This window comes from Pseudomonas sp. LG1D9, from assembly GCF_002949995.1.
GTDB lineage: Bacteria > Pseudomonadota > Gammaproteobacteria > Pseudomonadales > Pseudomonadaceae > Aquipseudomonas > Aquipseudomonas proteolytica.
In genome coordinates this window covers 5,979,792-6,003,866 of the sequence record NZ_CP026881.1, presented here as the reverse complement: position 1 = coordinate 6,003,866, position 24,075 = coordinate 5,979,792, and the positions used below count along the sequence as shown (strand labels likewise).

Annotated in this window: 25 protein-coding genes; 7 read left to right on the top strand and 18 right to left on the bottom strand. The window is 62.7% G+C overall.

Going from position 1 to position 24,075, the window contains the following annotated elements:
• Positions 1-3 precede the first annotated feature (3 nt).
• The 3 genes from tssM to C5F71_RS27475 are packed head-to-tail and all read left to right on the top strand — an operon-like array spanning position 4 to position 5,014.
• Positions 4-3,402: a type VI secretion system membrane subunit TssM gene (tssM, locus tag C5F71_RS27485; RefSeq protein ID WP_104912481.1), complete on the top strand. Its 3,399-nt coding sequence runs from the start codon at positions 4-6 to the stop codon at positions 3,400-3,402.
• Positions 3,399-4,130, top strand: a complete 732-nt coding sequence (locus C5F71_RS27480; protein ID WP_256588032.1) for a PP2C family serine/threonine-protein phosphatase — start codon at positions 3,399-3,401, stop codon at positions 4,128-4,130. Before tssM ends, C5F71_RS27480 begins: the two co-directional genes overlap by 4 nt.
• Positions 4,127-5,014 (top strand): serine/threonine-protein kinase, encoded by an 888-nt coding sequence (locus tag C5F71_RS27475; RefSeq protein ID WP_104912479.1) that lies wholly within the window; start codon positions 4,127-4,129, stop codon positions 5,012-5,014. The genes C5F71_RS27480 and C5F71_RS27475 overlap by 4 nt, the downstream gene beginning before the upstream one ends.
• On the opposite strand, the gene C5F71_RS27470 is transcribed toward C5F71_RS27475, so the two are convergent.
• Both C5F71_RS27470 and C5F71_RS27465 read right to left on the bottom strand, forming a co-directional pair.
• Positions 5,011-5,349 (bottom strand): DUF6388 family protein, encoded by a 339-nt coding sequence (locus tag C5F71_RS27470; protein WP_029291219.1) that lies wholly within the window; start codon positions 5,347-5,349, stop codon positions 5,011-5,013. The genes C5F71_RS27475 and C5F71_RS27470 overlap by 4 nt on opposite strands.
• Positions 5,350-5,381: 32 nt before the next feature.
• On the bottom strand, positions 5,382-5,642 hold the full coding sequence (locus C5F71_RS27465) for a hypothetical protein (RefSeq protein ID WP_029291221.1): 261 nt from the start codon (positions 5,640-5,642) through the stop codon (positions 5,382-5,384).
• 398 nt (positions 5,643-6,040) lie between these two features.
• Between C5F71_RS27465 and C5F71_RS27460 the strand changes: the two genes are divergently transcribed.
• Positions 6,041-8,143, top strand: a complete 2,103-nt coding sequence (locus C5F71_RS27460) for a PTS sugar transporter subunit IIC/EAL domain-containing protein (protein ID WP_104912478.1) — start codon at positions 6,041-6,043, stop codon at positions 8,141-8,143.
• Between the two features lie 198 nt (positions 8,144-8,341).
• Here the strand turns inward: C5F71_RS27460 and C5F71_RS27455 are convergent, their stop codons facing one another.
• From C5F71_RS27455 to nirS, 11 genes are all read right to left on the bottom strand, one after another.
• Positions 8,342-9,802: a cytochrome D1 domain-containing protein gene (locus tag C5F71_RS27455; protein ID WP_104912477.1), complete on the bottom strand. Its 1,461-nt coding sequence runs from the start codon at positions 9,800-9,802 to the stop codon at positions 8,342-8,344.
• A complete protein-coding gene (gene cobA, locus C5F71_RS27450) occupies positions 9,799-10,632 on the bottom strand; it encodes a uroporphyrinogen-III C-methyltransferase (RefSeq protein WP_104912476.1) in 834 nt (277 codons plus the stop codon). Before cobA ends, C5F71_RS27455 begins: the two co-directional genes overlap by 4 nt.
• Before the next feature lie 67 nt (positions 10,633-10,699).
• The gene (nirJ, locus tag C5F71_RS27445; protein WP_104912475.1) at positions 10,700-11,878 is read right to left on the bottom strand and encodes a heme d1 biosynthesis radical SAM protein NirJ; all 1,179 of its coding nucleotides are present in this window, start codon (positions 11,876-11,878) and stop codon (positions 10,700-10,702) included.
• A gap of 81 nt (positions 11,879-11,959) precedes the next feature.
• A complete protein-coding gene (locus C5F71_RS27435) occupies positions 11,960-12,493 on the bottom strand; it encodes an Lrp/AsnC family transcriptional regulator (protein ID WP_029291232.1) in 534 nt (177 codons plus the stop codon).
• A complete protein-coding gene (locus tag C5F71_RS27430) occupies positions 12,468-12,911 on the bottom strand; it encodes an Lrp/AsnC family transcriptional regulator (RefSeq protein WP_092237071.1) in 444 nt (147 codons plus the stop codon). The genes C5F71_RS27435 and C5F71_RS27430 overlap by 26 nt, the downstream gene beginning before the upstream one ends.
• Positions 12,904-13,419, bottom strand: coding sequence for an Lrp/AsnC family transcriptional regulator (locus C5F71_RS27425; protein WP_029291237.1), 516 nt, complete (start codon positions 13,417-13,419; stop codon positions 12,904-12,906). Before C5F71_RS27425 ends, C5F71_RS27430 begins: the two co-directional genes overlap by 8 nt.
• Positions 13,416-13,874, bottom strand: a complete 459-nt coding sequence (locus C5F71_RS27420) for an Lrp/AsnC family transcriptional regulator (protein ID WP_029291240.1) — start codon at positions 13,872-13,874, stop codon at positions 13,416-13,418. Before C5F71_RS27420 ends, C5F71_RS27425 begins: the two co-directional genes overlap by 4 nt.
• A 1-nt stretch (position 13,875) precedes the next feature.
• Positions 13,876-15,048, bottom strand: coding sequence for a cytochrome D1 domain-containing protein (locus tag C5F71_RS27415; RefSeq protein ID WP_029291242.1), 1,173 nt, complete (start codon positions 15,046-15,048; stop codon positions 13,876-13,878).
• Positions 15,045-15,371: a cytochrome c gene (locus C5F71_RS27410; RefSeq protein WP_029291245.1), complete on the bottom strand. Its 327-nt coding sequence runs from the start codon at positions 15,369-15,371 to the stop codon at positions 15,045-15,047. Before C5F71_RS27410 ends, C5F71_RS27415 begins: the two co-directional genes overlap by 4 nt.
• Positions 15,372-15,387: 16 nt before the next feature.
• Positions 15,388-15,702, bottom strand: coding sequence for a c-type cytochrome (locus C5F71_RS27405; protein ID WP_104912473.1), 315 nt, complete (start codon positions 15,700-15,702; stop codon positions 15,388-15,390).
• A 24-nt stretch (positions 15,703-15,726) separates the two neighbouring features.
• Entirely contained in the window at positions 15,727-17,295 is a 1,569-nt protein-coding gene (gene nirS, locus C5F71_RS27400) for a nitrite reductase (protein ID WP_224791098.1), read from the bottom strand.
• 302 nt (positions 17,296-17,597) lie between these two features.
• Between nirS and C5F71_RS27395 the strand changes: the two genes are divergently transcribed.
• Genes C5F71_RS27395 through C5F71_RS27385 form a run of 3 tightly spaced genes read left to right on the top strand, consistent with a single transcriptional unit; the run spans position 17,598 to position 19,142 of the window.
• Positions 17,598-18,374 carry a CbbQ/NirQ/NorQ/GpvN family protein gene (locus C5F71_RS27395; RefSeq protein ID WP_029291253.1) on the top strand — a complete coding sequence of 259 codons (777 nt, stop codon included), beginning with the start codon at positions 17,598-17,600 and terminating at the stop codon, positions 18,372-18,374.
• Positions 18,358-18,924, top strand: a complete 567-nt coding sequence (locus C5F71_RS27390; protein WP_104912472.1) for a cytochrome c oxidase subunit 3 — start codon at positions 18,358-18,360, stop codon at positions 18,922-18,924. Before C5F71_RS27395 ends, C5F71_RS27390 begins: the two co-directional genes overlap by 17 nt.
• Before the next feature lie 50 nt (positions 18,925-18,974).
• The gene (locus tag C5F71_RS27385; protein WP_092237484.1) at positions 18,975-19,142 is read left to right on the top strand and encodes a cytochrome C oxidase subunit IV family protein; all 168 of its coding nucleotides are present in this window, start codon (positions 18,975-18,977) and stop codon (positions 19,140-19,142) included.
• Between the two features lie 162 nt (positions 19,143-19,304).
• Here the strand turns inward: C5F71_RS27385 and C5F71_RS27380 are convergent, their stop codons facing one another.
• The 5 genes from C5F71_RS27380 to C5F71_RS27360 all read right to left on the bottom strand — a co-directional run bounded on the left by C5F71_RS27380 (position 19,305) and on the right by C5F71_RS27360 (position 24,019).
• Positions 19,305-20,627, bottom strand: a complete 1,323-nt coding sequence (locus C5F71_RS27380) for a carbohydrate porin (RefSeq protein ID WP_104912471.1) — start codon at positions 20,625-20,627, stop codon at positions 19,305-19,307.
• 165 nt (positions 20,628-20,792) lie between these two features.
• Complete coding sequence (locus tag C5F71_RS27375; protein WP_104912680.1) at positions 20,793-21,563, bottom strand: SDR family NAD(P)-dependent oxidoreductase; 771 nt, start codon at positions 21,561-21,563, stop codon at positions 20,793-20,795.
• A 149-nt stretch (positions 21,564-21,712) separates the two neighbouring features.
• Positions 21,713-22,771, bottom strand: coding sequence for an L-rhamnose/proton symporter RhaT (gene rhaT, locus C5F71_RS27370; RefSeq protein WP_070994237.1), 1,059 nt, complete (start codon positions 22,769-22,771; stop codon positions 21,713-21,715).
• Between the two features lie 43 nt (positions 22,772-22,814).
• Positions 22,815-23,135: an L-rhamnose mutarotase gene (gene rhaM, locus C5F71_RS27365; protein ID WP_177410420.1), complete on the bottom strand. Its 321-nt coding sequence runs from the start codon at positions 23,133-23,135 to the stop codon at positions 22,815-22,817.
• Entirely contained in the window at positions 23,135-24,019 is an 885-nt protein-coding gene (locus tag C5F71_RS27360) for an amidohydrolase (RefSeq protein ID WP_070994238.1), read from the bottom strand. The genes rhaM and C5F71_RS27360 overlap by 1 nt, the downstream gene beginning before the upstream one ends.
• Positions 24,020-24,075 lie beyond the last annotated feature (56 nt).

The window sequence follows — 24,075 nt, the reverse complement described above, 5'->3', positions numbered from 1 at the left end:
TCAATGAAAAGTCTATTCAAAAAGCTGGCCGCTGCCCTGGGGCTGACCTGGGTCTGGAGCCTGCTGCTGGTGTTGTTGCTGGCGTGTGTGGTGTGGTGGATCGGGCCGCTGCTGGCGGTGGATGACCGGCGTTTCTGGCTTGGCGCGACTTCGCGCCTGCTGACCATCAGTGGATTGTTCCTGGCCTGGGGCCTGACGATGGTTTTCGTCAATCGGCGCGACGCCGTGCAACCCGTTGCAGATGATGCCGGCCCGGGCCAGGTGAATTCCAAACAGCGCAAGGGACTTGTGGAGCACGAGCACAACAACGTTCGCGGCCGTTTCACGGAGGCGCTGCAGGCCCTAAAGATGTCGCGACGCTATGGCAAGCGCGGTAAGCGCTGGCGCAACGAATTGCCCTGGTACCTGGTGATGGGATGCATTGCCAGTGGCAAGACCCGGCTGTTGCAGGCCGGTGGGCTGCAACAGCCGCTGGATCGCGTTGACTCCGGTGCCCCGCACGCAGAGGGCGCAGTGCGTCATTGCGAGTGGTATTTTGCCGAGCAAGGGGTATTGATCGAAACCCCGGCGCGCTACCTGACACACGCCGATGCGGACGTTGATAGCGGTGGCTGGGCGACCCTGTTAAACCTGCTGAAGGCCCGTCGTCGTGCGCGTCCGCTCAGTGGCGTGCTGCTGACGCTATCAGTCGATAGCTTGCTCAATGGCAGCGAGCAGGAACTGAGCGTCGCTGCGCGCCAATTCAACAGTCGCCTTCACGATTTACAACAGACCTTGCACATGGAGCTGCCGGTCTATCTGGTGCTGACGCAGGCCGATCATATGCCTGGCTTTGCCGAGTTCTTCGAGCACACGCAAGGGCATGCCCATGATGACCTATGGGGCGAGTCCATCTTGTCCGGCAAGACCGGGACCGATATTGCCGAAGTACGCCAGGCCTTTGAAACCTTGCTGCAGCGCCTGAGCGCGGAACTGATCCAGCGCCTGCATCTGGAGCGCAATGGCGAGCGCCGGGGCCGGATGTTGGACTTTCCCCGGCAGGTGGCGCAGATCGGTGAGCGGCTGTGTCTGTTTATCGAACTGGCGTTTTCTGCTCACCGTTACCAGCGCGTCAACGCATTGCGCGGTGTCTACTTGACCAGCTCCGGCAACGCTGCACACAGCCGTCCACGGTTTATTCAGGGCCTGTTCAAGCGGGTGGTGTTCGGTGACGTCGACCTGGCAGGCCTGGACCAGCGGGAGCGGGTGCACATCCGTCGCCGCCAGAGAGGCTTGGCGCTGGCCGCGTTCCTGGTGCTTGGAGGCATGGGTTCGTTGTGGATGTACAGTTATTCGCAGAACCATCAACGGCTGGAGCAACTGCGCGAATTGGCGCGGCCGCCCGTGCCTGGGCAGGCGGCAGAAGACCCGATTTTGGCGATGGTTGCGTTACTGGACAGTCGATTGGCAGCCACCCAGGTCTTTGCTGCGCCGCGAGGCGCGGGTTGGTGGCAGTTCGCGGGGCTGTTCCAGGGCAGCATGAGCCGCCCGGTACTGGACACGGCGTACCAGCAGGCACTGCTGCAACACCTGCTGGCACGGGTCAGCGAGATGTTGGAGGAGCAGGTACGCAACAGTGTGCACGACCGTCAGCAACTGCTTGTCAGCCTGCGGGCGTACCTGATGCTCAACCTGCCCGAGCACCGCGACAAACCCTGGTTGATGGATCGAGTCGCCGGGCTGTGGTCGGGGCACTACCCGGCGGACCCTGGGCTGCAGGCGCGGTTGAACGCACATTTCGCGCAATTGCTCGAACAGCCCTTTGAGCGACCGCTCGACGAAACACTGGTCGCCCATGCCCGTCAGGTCTTGAAGGTGCAACCCCTGGCGGGCGTGGTCTACCGCCTGCTGCGCGAACAGGGTGCGGAGCTTGAACCCTACCGTTTCACCCAGCATCTGGACCCGCATGAGCAGGTATTCGCCGGCATTGACCAGCCGATCCCAGGCTTCTTCACCCAGCATGGCTACCGTCAGTTCTTTGCGGTACAGGGCACCCGGATGGTCGATACCATCGTGCGCGACAACTGGGTACTGGGAGAGGGCACGCAATTGAGTGCAACGGGCTTGCGCCAACTGATGGTAGAGCTGGAACAGCACTATTTCAGCGACTACGCCCAGGCCTGGGGCGCCGCACTGGCCCAGGTGCGCTTGCAGCAAAGCGATAGCACCCGCCAGGTTGCCGGGCAGTTGGCGAGCCTGACGTCCGCGCGTTCGCCATTAGTGCAGTTACTGCAGCAAGTCAGGGAAAACACCCGCTTTGCAAGCCCGGTCGAGCGGCTGGAAGCGCTCCAGCCGGGCTCGCCAGTGGCCCAGACCGTCTTGGACAGTGTTGCGCAGCGTGCGCCCGACAACGCACAGCGCGCACTGCAGCGGCGCTTTGAAGCCCTGCATCACTTGCTCGATGAGCAGGACAACCCAGGGCCTGCGTTGTCCCAGATGCTGCAAACCCTCAACCAACTGCAGGCGCAGTTGGCCGCCCTTGGTCGGGAAAGCCAGCCTGAGCGGGCGGCCTTTGAGATGGTCAAGCGGCGCATGCAGGGGCAACAGGATGCTTTGGGCAACCTGCGCAATGCCACGGAGCGCCTGCCCGCAGCCCTCCACGGTTGGCTGGCCGCCATGGCCGACGACAGTTGGCGCCTGGTGCTCGATGATGCTTATCGTCACCTCAATCGGCGTTATCAGAGCGAGGTGTATGGGTTCTATTCTTCTGCGATCAAACAGCGCTACCCGTTCAGTGCCCATGCCAGTAGCGACGTTGCGCTCAATGATTTCCGCGAGTTTTTCAAACCCCAAGGGTTGATGGCGCGGTTCCTGGATGAGGATCTGCGGCCTTTTGTGATTGGCGATGGCCATCGCTATCGGTTGCGCAGCCTGGATGGCCGTAGCCTGCCGATGTCACGGGCGTTGCTGGAGCAACTGGCAAAGGCGCGCACTATCCGCCAGGCATTCTTTGCCGATGACCCGAGTGAACCCGGGGTGCGCTTTACGTTGGCGCCCTACAGCCTGGATCCCACGGTCAGCCGGGCGACCCTGCGATTCGGTGACCAACAGATGGAGTACCGCCACGGGCCGATCGTGCCGATGCTGTTCCAGTGGCCAACCACCGTCGAGGACGGTCGCAGCAGCCTGGTACTGGAAGGCATGGCGCAGCGGCCAATGGGCATCGAAAAAAACACCGGGCCATGGTCCCTGTTCCGCCTGTTCGATGTGCTGCAAGGCGAGGCGGCGAATGGACGTGATGCGCGGTTGCTCAAGGCCGATATCGGCGGCCTGCGCGCCAATTACCTGCTGACCAGCCAGCGCACGCCGAACCCGTTTGAAATGGCGGCGTGGCGTACCTTCCGCATACCGGAGCAACTGTGAGCCCGCGGCTCGATGCCTGTAGCAGTGCAGGGCGCACAGATCGTGGCAAGGTCAGGCCGCGTAACGAGGATGCATTTCTTCAACACCCGCAGATGGGCTGTTGGGCGGTGGCCGATGGCATGGGGGGCCACCGCGCGGGGGATGTCGCCAGCCAGTGGGTGGTCGATAGCCTGGCTTCGCTGCCCAGCGGCGGCGGCCTCGATGCGCGGATCAAGAGGGTCTGTCTTTGCCTGCAATGGCTTGACCGGCGCTTGCGCCAGGAGATCACCGTAACCAGCTCGAATGCGGATTGCACCATGGGCAGTACGGTGGTGGTCCTGTTGCTGGAAGGGGATCGTGCCGTCTGCATCTGGGCCGGGGACAGCCGCTGTTATCTGTGGCGCGAACGCACGTTGTACCAGTTGTCCCGCGACCACTCGCTACAGGAGCAACTGATGGTCGAGCAGCAGTTGAGCCCTGCACAGGCCCGCGCCCATCCGGCCGCGAATGCCTTGACCCGCGCGATCGGCGCCGATGAGCCGGTGGCGCTGGAAGTGTTGGAGCTGACCCATAACCCAGGAGATGTGTTCCTGCTGTGCAGTGACGGCCTGTACCAGGCGCTGAGCCATGCCGAACTGGGTCAGGCATTGAGCCTGGCAACCCCTGAGTCAATGCTGGATCGTTTGTTTGATGGGGTCCTGCGCGGTGAAGCGCGGGATAATCTGACGGCGGTGGTTATAAAACCATGATCGCAAAACAACCCCAGTCCAGCGCTCCGCCCGGCGCCAGAGCTTCTATGCCGAAGTTACTTGCCGGTCGCTATCGCCTGGAACGGGTGCTCGGGGTGGGTGGCATGGGCACCGTGTACCGGGCCCGTGACTTGCTCCATGAGCAATTCGGCGAACCGAGGCCCCGGGTGGCGCTCAAGGTCCTCAGTGAAAACCTTGCCCAGTCACAGGACGCGCACCTGCTGCTCTACAGCGAGTTTTCCCTGACCCGCTACCTGCGACATGAGCACGTGGTGCGGGTGTTTGCGTTTGACGTGGACACGGTCGCTGGGGTGGCGTTCTTTACCATGGAGTTGATGAGTGGCATGACTCTGGACCAATTGTTGCTCGACTGCCCGCGCGGGCTGTCCTGGCAGCAATTGCGGCCTATTGCAACTGGGCTACTGGATGCGCTGGGTCATGTCCATCGACAAGGTGTGCTGCACGGCGATGTGAAGCCCAGCAATGTCATGTTGGTGGATGACGGGCTGCGTCTGTTTGACTTTGGCCTGGCCCAAGCCACGACTGCGCCGTTGACGGAGCTGGCGGCTTTGAATCCCCGGCGCTTCAGCGCCTGGACACCGGCCTACGCGGCCCCCGAACTGTTGGACGGCGCGCCGCTGTCGGCCAGCACGGAGCTCTATGCAACCGCGTGCCTGTTGTACGACTTGGCGCTGGGCGGGCGTAGTGCACAAGGAGGGCGGCGAGAGCCTCCCCGGCAACTGCCACGGCGTTGCTGGCCAGCATTGCGGGTTGCGCTCAGTAGCAACCCGCAGCATCGAACCATCACCACCGACGAGTTGCAGGCAGCCATGCAGTGTGAACACTCGGTGGTGGGCCGCTGGTTCGCCGCCCGTGCTCGTTAAGAGGAGTGCTCAGCCAGGCCATGCAACTGACAGTACTCACCCCACTCCAGGCCCGCCATTTGAGCGACTTCCCTGTGCACCTCCAGTCGCCTGGCGGCGAACTCCTGCGGCGACTGGCTGATCAGTTGCAGTGTCAGCTCCCACGCAAACAGGTTCTGGGATTCTGCCTGGGCCTCGAAGGCTTCGTGCAAAAGCTCGCGGCGGTATTGCTCCATGGTCTGGCGCTTGGCCTGGGCGGCCAGAGGGTTGAGGGTGTCCAGTTCGGCGCGCAACTCGGGATGCTGGTTCAAAAAGATATCCAGGGCCAGCCGATGGTTTTCGCCAGGTTCAGACACGGGGTTGCTCCAGGAGTACAGGGGGTACAACGTCAGGATGAGGTTTGTTCGTAACGGCTTTTGCGGCGGGCGCGTTTGCGCAGGCGATTGGCCGTCCACTGTTGCAGTGGATCGAGCAAGAAAAAGAACAGGTACGCGGCGAGTACCAGCGTCAAGTCGACCCAGGTCTTGCTGATAGGCCCTTGGACGGCTTCGACGGCGGCCTTGATCAAAAACAGTACGGCGACCCCACACAACCAGAGCACTACAGTGAAAACCAGAGGTCGTGCGCGATTTGAGATCCTGCGTTGCATGTTCAATACATCTCCCTGAGATTGCTGGGCCAGTCGGTGTGCCGACACCCGCGCGTGTAGAAGTGGTCTGCGGATCGATTCATTCGATACCGGCCTTTAGGTCGGTAGACCTGCTCAGCTCAAGACCTGTGTGGGTGACCATTGGTTCCGACAATAGCTGGCGCACCCACGGGCAGTACTGCCCTTAAGCGGGCTATTGTTTCAAAAAGCGTAGGAAATTACACCCTTGCCAGTGCGCCCGCAGGTATGGAGGGGCGATTTATCCTGCCCAGGCGGGGCAAAACCCTTTCACTCCCGGTGCCTGGGCGTGTAGCGTTAACCCCTCGTTGAAGACTCCGATTGAAGCGCTGCCCCCGATCAGGCGGCCTCAAGGCCAGGAAGGGTGTAAGGAGAAAATCATGGCGCAAACGCTGTTCAAACTCTTTTTCACCCAACGCCTGGCGGCCCTGGCGAGCACGGAGTCGCTGCGGGCCATCCGTGAGGGGCTGTTGTGGATCCTGCCGTGCCTGCTGGTCTCGGCAGGGTTCCTGCTGTTGTCCGAATGTGCCCGGATCCTCGATTTCCCACCGCCGGTGGTGGCATTCCTGGCGGGCCTGCATGCCCAGATCAGCTCCGTGATCCCCCTGCTGGTCGCGGCTTCCATCGGCTATATGTTGGCGATCCAGCACCGCTTACCCCAGTTGCCAGTGGCCTTCCTGTGCCTGGCACACGTCGTCATCGCCACCTTTGTCCTGCGCGACTACCCCCGCGCCTCGGCGACGTTTGTCTTGTTCATTGCCATTGCCTCGCCGCTGATCAATGTCCCGATTATTGCCTGGCTGCATCGGTACCGCTGGACCCGTCTGGTCAATGAGGACCTGGTGGGACACAACCTCAAGGGCACCATCAACATGGTCGTACCGGGGGCAATCACCGCGTTGCTGCTGGTGGCGACGTTGTCGTTGCTGTTGCAGGTTCCCCATGTGGCCCAGTTCCAGGGCCCGGTGATGCTCGATGCGTTGCAGTCGCCTTATGGCAGCGGGATGTTTATTACCGCGATCAATTCGCTGCTGTGGTTTTTTGGCATCCATGGTGTGTATGCGATCCAGCCGCTGTTTGACGCACTGGATCAGGCGGTGGTGCTCAATGGGGCGGCGTTGGCGGCGGGAGAGCCCATCCTCTATGTGCTGAATGCCGGCCTGCTGGGGTGCTTTGCCTTTATTGGCGGGGCGGGCGGTTCCCTGTGTCTGTTGCTGGCGATTCTGCTGTTTTCCAAGAGCCAGTCCATGCGCCTGCTCGCCGTGGCCAGCCTGCCGTTGTCGCTGTTCAACGTCAGCGAGGTGTTGCTGTTTGGCTTGCCCATCATCCTCAATCCGCGCCTGTTTATTCCCTTTTTAGCCGTCCCGGTGATCAACACCTTGCTGGCATTACTCGTGGTGCAGGCCGGTTGGGTCTCGCCGGCGGTGGCCAGTGTGCCGTTTACCGCGCCGGTGCTGCTCAATGCCTACCTGAGCACCCAGGGCGATTTGGCCGCGGTGGCCCTGCAACTGGTGTTGCTGGGGGTGGGGACGCTGGTCTACGCGCCCTATATCCGGGCAATCCATCGGCAGACCCTGGAGGGCGCGACCGTCTACCTCAAGTCATTCGACATGACCTTTCGCGGGCTCGAAGAAAAAGGCCGTCTGCTGGAAATGGACCCGGTGCTGACGTCGCACAAGACGCTGGCCCGCCAGGCCCTTGATTTAAGCAGGATCCAGCAGATCAGCGACTACGAGTTCTACCTGGAGTACCAGCCCCAAGTGTCCTCCCGGACAGGCTTGTGCACCGGCTGCGAAGCCCTGATGCGTGCCCGTGATGGCGCAGGCAAGGTGCATTCGCCCTGGGAGTTCCTCCAGTGGCTGGCCCAGGCCCGCTTGATGCCGGACGTCGACCTGTGGGTGGCTTCCCAGGCGGTGCGCCAGTACCAGAAGTGGCAGAAAATCGGGTTTGCGCTGCCAATCACCATCAATATCTCCAGCGCTACCCTGATGACCCCGGCGTACGGCAAGCAACTGGTGCAGATCCTGTCCCAGGCCAACGGCCAGGTGTCAGTGGAAATCACCGAGGATGCGCTGGTGGGCGATATCCAGATAACCCGGCAGATAATCGAAAGACTGCAGGCCATTGGGGCCAAGGTCTATATCGACGACTTCGGCACAGGGTATTCCGCGCTGAGTTATCTGCACCAGTTTCCGGTCGACTTCATCAAGATCGACCGCAGTTTTGTGGTGGCCCAGCAGGACCCCAAGGGCGCGCAGGTCTTGACCGGCATGTTGCGCTTTTGTGAAGCACTGAACCTGGGCGTGGTGGTGGAAGGCGTGGAGACGGCCGAGCAGTTGGCGTTCCTACAGTCGGGCAGGGGGCACGCCGGGGCGGAGCTGATTATCCAGGGCTGGTACTTCAGCAAAGCGCTGCCTGGCGAAGCCGTGCAAGGCTTTGTGCGCGAGCGTGCGGACAGGGTCAGCGATGAGGCCGGTGCATAGCCCTGCCGTGGTGAGCGGGGCTGTTGTGGCGAGCGGGCTTGCCCCGCGCTGGGCTGCGAAGCAGCCCCATTCAAGAACAATGAGGTGTGTCAGGCATTGCCCGTTGCCTGGTTTTGGGGCTGCTTCGCAGCCCAGCGCGGGGCAAGCCCGCTCGCCACAACAAGCCCCACTCACCACGACAGCCCCACTCACCACGGGCTAATGGGAAGTCCCTTCGGCAAACTCGATCTTGTTGCCCACGTTGTACTTGCCCGATGGCTTGTTCATGGGCAGGCGCTTGACCTCCTGCAAGGTCTGGCTGTCGTAAACGATCAACGCACCCTCGCGGTCCCAGATGCTCAGCAGCAGGTAGCGTCCATCCCGGGTGAATTCCACGTGCGCCGCGGTCTTGCCCGGCATCGGCCGTAGGGTGTGGGCGATTTCCAGGGTCTGCTTGTCGATCAAGTGGATCGCGTCGTTGTCCGGACCAAAAAACACATCACTCCATACATAGCGCGAGTTGGCGTGGCTGCGCATAAAGAACCCAGGCCCCAAGGTGGGGATCTGTTTGATCAGCTTCCAGGTCTTGAGGTCCAGCACCGAAATCTGCCCCTTGCTGATATTTGGCGTGGCAAATACCCACTGCCCGTTGCGTTGCCAGTAAGTGCCCGAGCCCAAGTGCGGCATGCCCGCCAGTGCAATGTCGGTCACCACCTGCCCGGAGTCGAGGTCGATCACTTGCCCGCCGCCGGCCTTGCGTGAGGTGGCGAGCAGTTGGCGGTAGTCGGGAGAAAAGGAAAAGTCATCGAGCACATCCTGGGCCTGGATGCGTCGGGGCTCGAAGTCCGGGTTGGGCGCCGCGTAGGACAACTCCCAGACTTCATTCACATCCTTGAGGGCGACGATAAAACTGTTGCGTGGCGGGGCGGTGTACACCGCGCTGACCCGTGAGCCCGTCGGCAGCGTCTTGACCAGTGACAGGTCGCGGGCATCCAGCACCACCAGGTTGCCGGGCAGGTAATTGCCCACCAGCACCCAGCGCCCATCCTTGCTCACCGCGAGGTTGCGGGTATTGAGGCCGGCGCGGATCTCGGCGATCAGCTTGAGGTTGTGCAGGTCATACAGGCTGATCCAGCCGTCGCGCGAAGCGAAGTACACAAAGCGCCCGTCCGGCGAGAACTTCGGCCCGCCATGTACAGCAAAGTGCGAGGCAAAACGGTCGAGCACTTCAAAGCGATCCCCGTCGAGAATATCGATGTGATGATCGCCCGATTCCACCACCACAAACAGGTTCAGCGGGTCGGCGTGGTGCTGCGGGGTGCTGGGCAGTTGACTGAGGTCGGCCAATTGGCGATGGCTGCTGCGCATGTCCTGCTCGCTCCAGGTCGCGGGCGTGGCGGGCGGCTGTTGCAAGAAGCTCACCAGGCCGTCGATCTGTTGCGCCGTCAGCAGCGGGGCGAATGCCGCCATCTGGCTGGCCGGGCGACCTTGCTCGATCACCTGGCGAATTTCGGCCGGCTTGATCCGCCCCAGGCTCTCGGGCAGCAACGCCGGGCCGCTGCTGCCGACCCGGTTGAGGCCATGGCAGCTTTGGCAATGCTGCTGGTAATCGGCGGCGGCATCGGTTGCGCCGTGGGCGGCGCTGGCCCAGAGCAGCGGCACCAGCCACAGGCGTTTCATACCGCCACCCCGGACACTGCGCGGTGTGCGGGCGCCAGGCTGGCGGGGTAGTGCAGGGACGCATCGGCAAACAGGTCGACCACATGCCCGATCACCGTCAAGGTCGGCACCCCGGGTTCGCACATCAAGGCCAGGGCTGGCAGCAGGCGCAGGGTGCCGCGATGCACCTGCTGGTCGGCGCGGGCACCGTTGCAGATCAACGCAGCGGGCGTGTCGGCGGGCAGGCCGGCATCGATCAGGCGCTCAGCGATCATCGCCAGGTTCGACAGGCCCATGTAGAACACCAGGGTCTGGGTGCTGTCGGCGAGGCTGGCCCAGGGCAACTTCAATTCGCCGTCGCGCTGCAAATGCCCGGTGACGAAGCGGCACGAATTGACCAGGTCACGGTGGGTCAGGGGGATGCCGGCATAGGCGCTGCAACCGGAGGCCGCCGTGATGCCTGGCACCACCTGGCACGAAACGCCTTGTGCCAGCAGGTACTCCAGTTCTTCGGCACCGCGGCCAAACACGAACGGGTCGCCGCCCTTGAGCCGAACCACGCGCTGCCCCTGCAGGGCCAGCTCGGCCAGCAGTTCGTTGATCTGCGACTGGGGCAGGCTGTGATACCCGCTGGCCTTGCCCACGTAATGGCGGGCACAGGTCAGCGGGATCAGGGTCAGCAGGTCGGCGCTGATCAGGCGGTCGAACACCACGGCATCGGCCTGCATCAGCAGACTCCAGGCGCGCAGGGTCAACAGGCGCGGATCACCGGGGCCGGCGCCGACCAGGGCGACTTCGCCGGGGTGGAAGGGGCTGTGCAGCACGGAGGGTAACGCGTGGGATGAGTGCATGAGACTTCCTTGGTTCATCATCAGGTTGGCGGCCCCCGGTTGTTTCACCAGGTAGCCGGCCGGTGGTTCAGCGTGCCGAGCAAGGAATCAAGGTGGGCGGCGTGCGGGCGATTTCAGCGTCGCTGAGGTAGCAACCGGGGTCCGGGCCCCAAAGGTCGCCGCCAGCCCAGGCGCGGGTGCGGGTGTTGCCGTTGCAAATGCCCAGCCAGCGGCAGTCGGTGCAACGGCCACCGATCTCGCGCGGGTATTGGCGCAGGCGCAGCAGCAGCGGGTCGGGACGCTCCAGCCAGATTTCGCGGAACGAGGTGTTGCGCACATTGCCCACCGAGTGTTGCCACCAGTAAGTGTCCGGGTGCACTTCGCCGGTGTTGTCGATATTGGCGATGCCACTGCCCGAGGCATTGCCGCCCCAGGCATGCAGCAGGTGTTCAAGTTGCGGGTAGTGTTCCGGCAGGTGCTGGTGCACCCATTGCAGCAACAGAACGGCGTCGGCGTCGTTGTTGCCACTGACAAAATCGCTGGCCACGCCATTCTGGATGTCGTCCCAGGCCTGCTGGAACAGCATCAGCATGGCGTCGCGGCTCATTTGTTGATGGGCGTCCAGCTGCCGGCTGCGCTTGCCACGCCCGCTGTAGTTGAGGTGCGAGAGGTAGAACTTCTGCACATCGTATTCACGCATCAGGGCCAGCAGTTGCGGGAGCTGCGCGTAGTTTTCCTGGGTCAGGGTCGTGCGCAGGCCGACGCGGATCCCCGCCTGACGGCACAGGTTGATGGCGTGCATCGAGCGCTCGAAACTGCCCTCGCATTGGCGGAAGGCATCGTGGGTGGCCTTCAAGCCATCGATGCTGATGCCCACATAGTCAAAGCGTGCGGCGGCGATCTGCTGGATATTGCCCTCATCGATCAGCGTGCCATTGCTCGACAGCGCCACGAAAAACCCCTTGCTGCGGGCATAGGCGCTGAGCTGGAACAGGTCTTCGCGCAGCAGGGGCTCGCCACCCGAGAGAATCAACACCTTGACCCCGGCCTCGTGCAGATCATCGATTACCTTCAGTGCCGCTTCGGTGTCCAGTTCATCGCGGAACACACTGTCGGCGCTGGTGGCATAGCAGTGCTTGCAGGTCAGGTTGCAACGGCGCAGCAGGTTCCAGATCACCACCGGCGCGCGCTGGCTGCCGGGTTTGGCGCTGCGTGGAGGCGGGCATTGGCCGGCCAGGGTGCGCAGGTAATGACTGATCCTAAGCATAAGATGTTCCTTGTTGTAGGAGCGAGCGTGGTCGCGAAAAACGCCCCGGCGACACGTTCATCCAGGATGCCCGCGTTATCGTTAACGACCTTCGCTGGCAAGCCAGCTTCCACTGGAGCGAGGAGAGGCCAAGCGCAGGCCGGTTTTTTTCAGGATGCGGCTGCTTACCAACATCTCGTCGGCCCGGCTGGCAGTGCCCAGCAGAAAGCGCAGGTGTTCACGGTAGCTGTCGATTTCCTCACGGCTGCGCCCATGCACCATGGCGAACAGGTTGTAGGGCCAGTCCGCACGCCTGGGCCTGCGATAGCAGTGGCTGACAAAGGGTTGGGCGCCGATCAACTCGCCCAGGCGCGGCATCTGTTCATCGCACACATCCCACACGGTCATGCCGTTGTGGCGGTAGCCCAGGCGGTAGTGATTGGGCACGGCGGCGATCCGGCGGATGGCGCCTTCCGCCTGCAGGCGCTTGAGCAGGTCGAGGGTGGATTCGACGCTGATGCCCAGTTGCTCGGCGAGCCAGGTCCAGGGATCTTCCACCAGGGGCAGGCCGGACTCGGTCAATTGGATCAAGCGTTGGGCCAGGGTTTCGTCAAACCGGGAAGTACAGACCGACATGGTAGGTTTGCTCCTTGGGCAGGTTGAGCACCTCAAGCCCGGTAATGGTGTGGATATGGGCCAGGGTCTGGTCGAGGTCGGCGCAGGTCGCGCAGGCCAGCACAAACCACATATTCCAGGGGTGCTCGCGCCGGTAGTTGTGGGCCACTTGCGGCAGTTCGTTGAGTTGCGCCGCCACCTGTTCAAAGCGGGACTCGGGCACCGCAAGGGCGGCGAGGGTGAACGCGCCACCCAGGCGCTCGATATCAAACATCGGCCCGAAGCGCGTCAGCACGCCGTCTTCGAGCAACAGATGCAGGCGGTCGAGCAACTCGTCGGGCGTGCTGCGCAGCTCTGCCGCCACGGCTTGCCAGGGGTGACGTACCAGAGGCAGGCCCCGCTGCAGGCGGTTGATCAACTGCCGGTCGAGTTCATCCATGGGCCCATACCTGTGACGGTGGCGGTGCAAAGCGCCCGCCGCATTGTTTGAACATGCGCGTGCTGAACAGCAGGTGGTGGGGCAAGTCGGCGAGCAGGTGCTGGTCCAGCAGTGCCTGGATCTGCGCCTGCACTGCTGCGCGCTCACGGCCATGAACCATGCAAAACAGGTTGTAGCGCCAGTGCGGCAAGCGCCGTGGCCGCTGGTAGCACAGGGTGATGCCCGGCGCGCGGCCCAGCCGCTGGCCGACTTCATCAATCAGCGCATCGGGCACGTCCAGCACCAGCATCGCATTGGCCACATAGCCCAGGGCGCGATGGTTGAGCACCAGACCGACGCGGCGGAACAGGCCCTGTTCCTGCCATTGCTGCATCTGCTTCAACACCTGCAAGTGGTGGGCGCCGATCTGCTCGGCGAGGTCTTCATAGGGCCGCGAAACGCGCGGCAGCCCACGCTCCAGGCACTGGCGCAGGTCGAGCAATTGCTCATGGTTCAGCGGGGCGATCACGGGTGGCCTCCCAGGGCAAAACCCAGGTCGATGCGGTAGGAGGTGAGCATTGGCAGGTCCAGGGGGACCAGGCCGGTGTCCTTTTCCAGCTCCTCCAGAATCTGTTCCAGATGGCGGCGATTGGGCCCGGTCAGCACAAACCACAGGTTGTAGTGATGTTCGCGGGCGTAGTTGTGATTGACCTCGGGGTATCGACTGATGCGCGCCGCCACCTGCTCCAGGCGCTCGGCGGGCACCGCCAGGGCGGCGAGGGTACTGGCGCCGGCGCGGCTGTGATCGAATACCGGCCCGACCCGCGACAGCGCGCCCGCCAGTTCCAGGCGTTGCAGGCAGGCCATCAACTCTTTCTCGCTGCAGCCCAGGGTGTTGGCCATCTCCAGGTAAGGCTCGGCGCACAGCGGCATGCCATGTTGATAGCGGTCGATCAGGCGTGCGGTCAGTTCATCCAGTTCCATCTCAGTACCCCATTTTTTGCGCGCGGCTGCTGAAGAAGATGCCGCTGGGGCTTTCGGCCGGCAGGGTCTTGAGCAAGGTCAAACGATAAGGATCCCAAACCTGCACCTGCTGGCCGTCGCGAACCGACAACCACAGCTGCTCACCGCGCCCGGTGAATTCCATGTGCAACACCCCGGGGCCGGGGCGCAGGTCCGCGACCACTTGGTGGGTCTCGGTGTCGAGTACCTGCACCCGGTCGTTGTCCGGGTAGGCGAAGTTGACCCACAACTGGCGCCCGTCGGGGCGCGCGGTGACAAAAATCGGCTGGCCGGCCACGGCGATGGCGGCGGTCTGTTGCCAGGTGCGTGCGTCCATCACCAGCACTTGGTGGCGACCTACGGCGGGCACGAAGGCCTGGTTGTCGGCCACGGCCCAGCCTTCCAGGTGCGGCATCTTGTACACCGGCAGTTTTTCCTGGCCACGGCCGTAGTCGGCGAGCACGCGCTTGACCCCGTGCTCGGGGTGCCACAGGTCGAGCTGGGCCATGCCATCCTCGCCAAACAACCCGGCCATGTAGTAACGGCCATCGGCAGTGATCAATGCGTCATAGGGCTGGCGGCCAATACCGCTGAAGCGGGTGATGACCGGGGTGTTGCCCTGGCTGAAATCGGCACTCCAGATCTCGTCGGTATCGAACAGGCTGAACACAAAGCGTTGCCCCGGCGCATCCACCAGGCCCACCACCCGCGAACGCTTGCCGTCGGCCAGGGGTGTGGCCGGGATATCGGCCACCTGCTTGAGGGTTTGCGCGTCGAACACCTTGACCCCACCTGGCTGGTAGTTGGAGACCGCAATCAGGCGCCCATCCTGGCTGATCGCGCCGCCGATGCTGTTGCCGCCCTGGATCAGGCGTTGGTCGATGCGCATGGTCAGCAGGTCAACCTTGGTCAACCCGCCGTCGCGACCAAACAGATAGGCGTAGCGTTGGTCCCGGGAAAACACCGCCGAAGCATGGGACAAGTCGCCCAGCCCCTCGACCCGGGCCAGGCGGGCCTGGTTGCTGCTGTCGATAATCAGCAGGCTGCCGCTGGCACGTTCCACCACCAGGCCCAGGTCGCCGGTGCCGCGCAGCGGGGGTTGGGCACAGGCCGTGAGCAACAGGCCGGCAAAGCAGGCAAGCAGGGGACGGATCATGGCGCGGGGGTTCCTTGCAGGAGGCGGTCCACCAGCCAGGCAATCTCGCCGGCATTGAGCAACGGGGCCCAGCCGGGCATCGCCAGGGCAGGGCGGCCATAAGTCACGGTGGCAATCAGGGTGTCGCGGGTCTGTCCGGCCAGGGCTTGGGGCGTCAGGGCCGGGCCCAGGCCGCCGGTCAGATGCAGGCCGTGGCAGGCCCCGCAGTCCTGGGTCAGCAGGTGTTCCAGCTGGACCTGGCGTGCAGGCGCCGGTGCTCCATGCACCGGCGCGGGAATAAGAAAAAGCAGCGCCATGGCCGAACCGATCATCGAGACTTGCATGGCGTGCTCCTTGTGCTTATTTGAGGCTCAACACCCATTGGGCGAGGGTCAGGGCTTCGGCATCGGTGACTTGGTTTGGCGGCATCGGAATCGGCCCCCAGTTACCCTGGGTACCGTTCTTGATATGGCCGGCCAGAGTCTTGTCTGCGTCCTTGACCCCGGCGTTCTTCTCCGCGACTTCCTTGAGCGCCGGCCCCACCATCTTGCTGTCGATGGTGTGGCAGGCGGCGCAGGGTTTGCTCTTGAACAGCGCCGCACCATCCTCGGCAAGCGCCGTGGACAGGCTCAACGCCGCGCCCAGGGCCGCGAGTGCAAGCAGGATATTTTTCATTGGGTTGCCTCTTGTTGATGAAGCTCAATAGATATCGAATTGGGTGTTGTAAACGTTGAACTTGCCGGTCGGGGTAATCAGGCGCTTGTCCCTGATCACGTTCTTGAGCTTGAGGGTCTTGTCATCGACCACGACCAGCGCCGACTCCTCTTCCTGGCCGTTCCACACCGAGAACCACACTTCATCACCCGCCTTGTTGTATTCCGGCTGCACCACGCGCAGGGCGCCTTGCTTGATGCCGGACCATTCGGCAATCGGCAGCACGGTGTAGCCGGCGTCGAGCTTGTCGATGTTGAACACGGCCACCGACTGGCTGAGCTTGGTGTCGGGGTTGAGGGTGGTGTCGACGTAGAGGTTTCGCGAGTTGGGGTGGGTCTTGATAAACAGCGAGCCACCGCCCTGGCCGTTGAGCGATGTCACTTGCTTCCAGGCGTACTGCGGGTGCTTGACCGGGTCGGTACCAATCACTGAAACACCGCCGTCACCCAGGTGGCTGGTGGCCCACACCGGACCATATTGCGGGTGCACAAAGTTGGCGCCACGACCGGGGTGCGGGGTCTTGCCCACATCCACCAGAGCGGTGAGCTTGCGCTCCTTGGAGTCGATGACCGCGACCTTGTTGGAGTTGTTCGCCGCCGTCATGAAATAACGATGGGTGCTGTCCCAACCGCCGTCATGCAGGAACGGCGCGGCGTCGATGGTGGTGATGGTGAGGTTCTTGATGTCCTGGTAGTTGACCAGCATCACCTTGCCGGTTTCCTTGACGTTGACGATGAACTCCGGCCATTCGTGGGAGGCGATGATCGCCGCTACACGCGGTTCCGGGTGGTACTCCTGCTTGTCCACGGTCATGCCACGGGTGGAGACGATCTGCTTGGGCTCCAGGGTCTCGCCGTCCATGATGGTGAACTGCGGCGGCCAGTAGGAACCGGCGATCGCGTACTTGTCTTCGTAGCCCTTGAACTTGGACGTCTCCACCGAGCGAGCCTCGATGCCCACCTTGATCTCGGCGACTTTGGTCGGCTCGACGGGCCACAGGTCGATCATGTCGATCTTGGCGTCACGGCCGATCACCAGCAGGTAGCGCCCCGAAGCGGAAATCCGCGAGATATGCACGGCATAGCCGGTGTCGATGAGCTTGACGATTTTCTTGCTGTCGCCGTCGATCAAGGCGATTTTGCCGTCGTCACGCAGGGTGACGGAGAACAGGTTTTCCAGGTTGAGCTTGTTGAGTTGCTTCTTCGGACGGTCTTCGGGCTTGACCAGCACCTTCCAGGTCTTGAGGGTTTCGGCCATGCCCCATTCCGGTGGCGTTGGCGCGGTGTGCTGGATGAAGGTGGCCATGCTGGTGATCTGCGCTTTGGTCAGCGCATTGGAGGTGCCCCAGTTCGGCATGCCGGCGGGGGAGCCATAGGTGATCAAGGCCTCCAGGTACGCCTGGCCACGGGCCTGGGTGATGTCCGGGGTCAGCGGCTTGCCGGTGGCGCCTTTGCGCAACACTCCATGGCAACCGGCGCAGCGCTCGAAGTAGATCTGCTTGGAGGCATCGAACTCGGCTTGGCTCAAGTCGGGTGCGCCGGGGCTCTTGACCATGGCTGCAGCCGGTGCGGGGGCCGCCGCGAAGGCCTGGGTTGAGAGGGCCAGGGCCAGCGCGCAGCTGAGCCCGGCCAGCGTCAGTACAAAGGGTGTTTTGTTGCGAGTCAGCATTCCATATCTCCTCAGGCAAGACCTTTGCGATCCGGTTAGAACGCAGGTTCTTAGTGCCAGCAGAGACTATGTCGCGGTGGGTGAATGACCGCTTGACGGCGATCAAGTTTGCCTTGAGTACGGCTTGCCAGGTTGTCGCAGGCCCCCGTAGCGTGGCGGTCAAACCCGTTGTCCATGCAAGGTGCGCCATGACCGAACCCTTCTATCAAGCCGTCAACAACGAACATGAGTTGTTCGAACACGCCTGGCGTCACCGCATGCCGGTGCTGATCAAGGGGCCCACCGGCTGCGGCAAGACCCGCTTCGTGCAGCACATGGCCCACCGTCTGCAACTGCCGCTGTATACCGTGGCCTGCCACGACGACCTCAGTGCGGCCGACCTGATTGGCCGCCACCTGATCGGCGCCCAGGGCACCTGGTGGCAGGACGGCCCGCTGACCCGCGCGGTGCGCGAAGGGGGCATCTGCTACCTCGACGAAGTGGTCGAGGCGCGCCAGGACACCGCCGTGGTCTTGCACCCGGTGGCCGATGACCGTCGCGAGCTGTTCCTGGAGCGCACCGGCGAAGTCCTCAAGGCGCCGCCGTCGTTCATGTTGGTGGTGTCCTATAACCCCGGTTACCAGAACCTGCTCAAGGGCATGAAACCCAGCACGCGCCAGCGTTTTGTGGCGATGCGCTTTGGCTATCCATCGACACTCGAAGAAGAACGCATCGTCGCCCGCGAAGCCCAGGTCGACAGCGCCCTGGCGGCCCAGGTGGTGCGCCTGGGGCAAGCCTTGCGCCGGCTTGACCAGCATGACCTGGAGGAGGTGGCCTCTACGCGCCTACTGATCTTCACCGCCCGCCTGATCGCCGCCGGCATGCCGCCCCGCGAGGCGTGCATGGCCTGCCTGGCAGAAGCGCTGAGCGACGACCCGCAAACCGTCGCGGCCCTGATGGATGTGGTTGATGTTCACTTCAGTTGACCGGCGCCTGCCGGGTGATCTGGCGATGTGGTTTTTTATCCTTGCCGAACTCTCGGTGTTTGCGATTCTGATCCTTGCCTTTGCCGTGACCCAGACGCTACGGCCCGAGGTCTTTGCCGAAGGCCGCGCACAACTGGACACCTCCACCGGCCTGGCGATGACCCTGAGCCTGCTGACGGCCGGCCTGCTTGCGGCGTTGGCCCAGCAACAGGCACTCGCCGACCGCTCGCGGCGGGCGGCTGGGTTATTGGTACTGGGGTTGTTGGTGGCGCTGGTGTATGTGTGGATCAAACTCAGCGAGTACGGCCACCTGGCCGCTGCGGGGTTGGGGATGGAGCACAGTACGTTTTTTACCCTGTATTGGATTTTGACCGGCTTTCACTTTTTGCATGTACTGCTGGGGATGGTGATCCTGGCGTGGTTGGCGTTGCGCTGTTGGCGCGGGGCTTACGGGCCGGGGCGCCAGTCGGGGATGGAGTCCGGGGTGTTGTATTGGCATATGGTGGATCTGGTGTGGGTAGTGTTGTTTCCGTTGGTGTACGTGTTGTGAGGCTGCTGGCGTGCTGGACGGCGCTGGTGCTGCTGAGCGTGGGCACCGTCATGTCCGGTGCTGCGGGGTGGTGGTGGGCAGTGGTGCTGGCCGCAGTAGCCAAGGCCTGGGTGATTGCCGATGGGTTCATGGAACTACGTCACGCGCCCCTGGGATGGCGAGCCGCGATGTTGGCCTGGCCGGTGGTGTTGGTGGCGGGGATTGTGGTGATGCGTTAAGAACGCTGTAGTGCGACCAAAATCCAACCCCTGTAGGCGCGGGCTTGCCCGCGAAGGCGGTGTGTCAGCCCAAGCATAGGTTGCCTGGTACGCCGCCATCGCTGGCAAGCCAGCTCCTACCGGGACTGCAGCTTCGCGCTCCGGCTCTGCGGCCAACCTCTCTCAGAAGTCGGCAATAAACTGCACCCCACCCACCACTGCACCGTTGGTTTGCGTCAACCCTCCAGGGTATTTCACGTATTGCAGGTTAGGCCGCACCATCAGCCATTGGGTGGCCTGTACCCCGTAGTTGACCTCATAACTGTACTCACGCTTTTGCTCAGGCACATACAGCGGATCATCCATGCCCGTCACTCCATTGCGCGCGTTGAGCGCCTGGGTGTTGTCGGTATAGCGGTCACTGACCTGCAACTTCGAAGCGCCGATGCCAAAAGTGTCATCTGGCCGCGAGTCGAAGGGCCCTCGATAGATCAGCCCCACCTGTACCAGGCTCTTGATCACGCTTTTATGCGGATCATTCATGGTCAGGTTGGCAAACACGTTAAGCCCGCGCTTGTTGTTGCCATCGACCGTGGTCAACTGCTGTTGGCCCGACAACCACCAGCCGGCATTGCCTGAATACATCCGATAAGGCTTCTGGCTGCTGGCCGCGTAGTTGCCGTCGGCGTCCTTGAGCATGTCCTTGGTATCGGCATTGGCGTAGTAATAACCGGCGTGGTACTCCGAACTCAGCCCGCCAACCTGCCCCTTCCAGATGGCTTCGATAGGGAAGCTGGTACCTTGGGAGCCACTGATAAACGGCTTGAAGCCGTTGCTCGCCTCAGCGTTGCCAGGGTTCTTGTCGTAGGCGCCAATCTGCATCGCGAACTCATCGGTGAACTGGTACTTGGCGCGCACCGCCCACTGGCTGATGGGGAAGCTGTTCCACACGCCATTCCAGTTGCCTTCCTGGGAGCCGCACAGGGTGACGTTCTGGAATTCGCAGGGGAACTGGTCAAAGTCCTCGCCATGGCCGAAGCGCCCCAGTTTCAGGGCGAATTTGCGCTCGAAGAATTTCTGCTCGTACCAAAATTGCGACAGGCGCCAGGCATTGCCGCCGCCAAACACTTCCATGGTCGAGGTCAGGCCGGTGGCGTCGGGGTGATGCACACGGTCATTGGTGATGTCCTTGCCATGGCGCTCGCCGATGCCGATGCGAAAGGTCGCGTCCTGCCAACCCCAGAGTTTTTGCAGGTCCATGGTCACGCCGAGGATCAACTGGTCGCTCCAGCGGGCGGTCATGTGGGAGTCGTAGCCGGCACCGAGATTGGAGCCCGCTTCACCGACATACTTGAAGGTAAAGTCGTAGCCCTGCTCGGCCAGTTGCGGGCGCAGGCCGTTCCAGTCGCCGAGCATGGCCGGCGAGGCAGGGTCGAGCAAACCGGCGCTCAGGGCGTAGGTGGACACCGTGCTGCAAAGTAGGGCCAGGGGGAGGTTGATGCGCATGAATGCTCCTTGGTTTTATTGTTGTTATCAGGGGTAAAACACAAATTCCAGGCACACACAGACCCCCAATGTGGCAGCGGGCTTGCTCGCGATGGCGGTGTGAAGTGCGACCGCTATCGCCGGCAAGCCGGCTCCTACAGTGGATGTGTGGTGTCGGGGGAAGGGTTACTGCAAGTTGACGAACAACCCGCCATCGACCAGCAACGATGCACCGGTCACGTAGCGCGCCATATCGGAGGCGAGGAACACGATCGGCCCGGCGACGTCGTCCGGCTCACCCAGGCGGCCCAACGGCGTGCGCGAGGTCATGTAGGCGAGTTTTTCCTCGTCAGCCAGGTCTTCTTTGTTGATGTCGGTGGCGATAGTGCCCGGCAAGACCGAGTTGCAGCGGATGCCATACGGCCCCAGGGCGATGGCGCAGGACTGCATCAGCGAATGCAGGCCGGCCTTGGTCGGCGTGTAGTGGGTCTGCATGCCGCCGCCCACCAGGGCGCTGATGGAACTGACGGCAATGATCGCACCGCCACGCCCCTGGTTCTTCATTTGGTTGGCCGCTGCCTGCACCGCAAAATAGGCGCCGTTGAGGTTGGTGTTGACGGTCTTGAGGTACACCTCGCGCGGCATGTCGAGGAAAGAGTGGAACGGGCAGATACCGGCGTTATTGACGAACACATCGACACTGCCAAAGGCCTTGACCGCAGCGGCCACCAGCGTGTCGCCGGTGTCTGGGTCGGCGGCATCGCCACCCACTTCAATGGCCTGGCCGCCGAAGGCGCGGATCTCTTCGATCAGCGACAGCGCGGCGTGTGTGCCTTGTTCGCTGCCGCTATGGCCGATCACTACGCGGGCGCCCTGGCGTGCGCACTCGCGGGCGGCGGCGCGGCCGATGCCACGGGAGGCGCCGGTGATGATCACGGTTTTGTCTGCTAGCAACATCATGGGAAATCTCCTGAAAAAAATTAACGCTGTTGTAGGAGCGAGCTTGCTCGCGAAAAACGTCAACGATAACGCGGGCTTAGCGGCTAAACGCGGCGTCATCAGGTTCTTCGCGAGCAAGCACGCTCCTACAAAAAGACATTGCGGCCTCAGCCGAGGTAATTACCGTAGCCAACCATGGCAATCGCGCCGAGGATCACCGCGATCCCGGCCACCAGCACGCTTTTGTTGGTCGCGCTGGTGCCGTGCCATTCGCGCAAATACAGGCCCCAGCAATTGGACACAATGATGATGAAGGACATGTGCAGCACCCATGAACTGGCGTCGTTCTGCAAGCGGCTTTCGCCCATGCCATAGAAGAAAAATTGCAGGAACCACAGGGTCCCGGCGCACGCCACCAGCAGGTAGTTGCGCAACAGCGGGGTGCTGCGGTCGGTGTAGTTGCGGAACGTGCGGTTGCGCCAGTTCAGCCACAGGCACCAGATGCCGTTGGTCGTCAGGCCGCCCCACATGATTACCATGAACGTCACGTTGTTCTGGAACAGGCTGTTGGCACCATGTTCCACCGCTGCAGCGGCCAGTGGGCGCCCGGCGGAAATGCCATAGCTGAAACACGCGCTCAGCACCCCGGAAATCACCGCCACCAGCATGCCCTTGCCCAGGGCGAACTCGCTGACACTGGCTAACTTCACTGCCTGGGACACTTCCCGTTCCTTGATCAACCCGGCCTTGCCGCACACCGCGATGCCGATCAGCGACACGGCCACGCCCCATAGCACCCAATGGCCGCCTTGTGATGCCAGCATCGAGGTCAGGGTGCCCTCTGTCTCGTGGGTGAACAGGTCGCGGTACAACGCTGGCATCAACGCACCGAGGGCCGAGGTCAGGCCCATGATCAGCGACATGCCCAGTGACAGCCCCAGATAACGCATGGTCAGGCCGAACGTCAGCCCGCCGATGCCCCACAGCACGCCGAACATATAAGTCCAGAGCAGGGTGCTGGTGTCGGCGTTACGCAGGATCTCGACCCAGCCGGGCACGGTCAATTGCGCGGCAATCAGCGGCACGATCAGCCACGACACCAGGCCACCGGTGATCCAGTAGCTTTCCCAGGCCCAGCCACCGACTTTTTTGTAGGGGATGTAGAAACTGCCGGAGGCAAAGCCGCCGATTAAATGCAGAATCACACCGAGGAGAATGATTTCCACGTGTTCGAATCCTTTTTATTGTGGTGGTAAGCAGATGAATGGATCAGTCGGGCGTGAGGCTGAACATCGGTAGCAGGTCCATGCTGACCGGCGAGTTATCCGGGTGGCTGGGCATGATGTCGTGCATGTAGTGCCACCAGCGCTGCATCAGCGCAGTGCCGGGCAGGGCGTCGAGGCCATGCACCTCTTCGTGGGGCAACACTGCAAACAGTGCGTTGCTGGGCTCGTCGAGGAAGATCCGGTAATCCACCACGCCGGCATCACGCAGGGCCTGGGCCAGCTCCGGCCAGATCTGGTCATGGCGCCGACGGTATTCGTCGGCCATGCCGGGGTTGAGGTTCATGCGAAAGGCACGGGTCGGCATCAGAGGCCTCCAGGGGGCAGGGTCGGGCTGTAGATGCGCACGGCGTTGTGCAGGAAGAATTTTTCCTGGACGGCCTGTCGCTGATCAGCCATGCAGCGTTTGACCAGGCCCAGGGTGGCGGCGAAATCGGCGAGGTGATCGCTATTGGGCCAATCGCTGCCAAAGAAGCAGCGGTCTTCGCCAAACGCGTCCCACAGTACGGCCAGGCGGTCGTTGTAAAACGCGCTATCGACAATCAAGCCGTTGGGCCCGTGCTGGGGGATTTCTGCCAGCTTGGCAAATACATTGGGCCGTTCGGCCAAGCGCAACAGGTCTGCATGGTAGGCCGTTTCCTGGCCCACAGGGATCTGGGCGTTGGGCAGGTGATCGATAATGATGCGCAGCTCGGGGAGGGCATCGCTCAGGTGCAACAGGCCCTTGATCAGCCGCGGGTCTGGGTTGGCGCTGTCCAGGCAACGGCCGCAATCGGCAAGCTGGCGCAGGCCGTCGATAAACCCGGGACGTGTTTGGTCGACCAGCAAATCACGGTCCCACAGGTTGCCGTAGCGCAGGCCAAGGAACAGTGGCTCGTAGGCCAGTGCCGCAAGTTCGCCGGCAAACTGCGCGTGCAGCGGGTCGAGATTGCCGACAAAGCCAAGCATTCGCGCATCGCTGCGCAGGGTTTCCAGCAACCAGCGGTTATCGTCGCGCCACGGGCTGGCTTCTACCGCAATGGCACCGATCACGTTATGTCGGGCCGCCAGCGCCCAGTAGTCTTCAGGCAAATGTGCGGCGTACAGGCGGTTGCCCGGCTCGGGCCACGGGATACCCTGAGGGCGGCGTGGGTCGAACAGGTGCAAATGGCTGTCGATGATCGGGCCGCTGTAGAGGTTGGCAATGCTCATTGCGCAATCCTTGTTGGAAGGGTCGTTGTGAGGGCCGGCACTCACATGCCGTGACC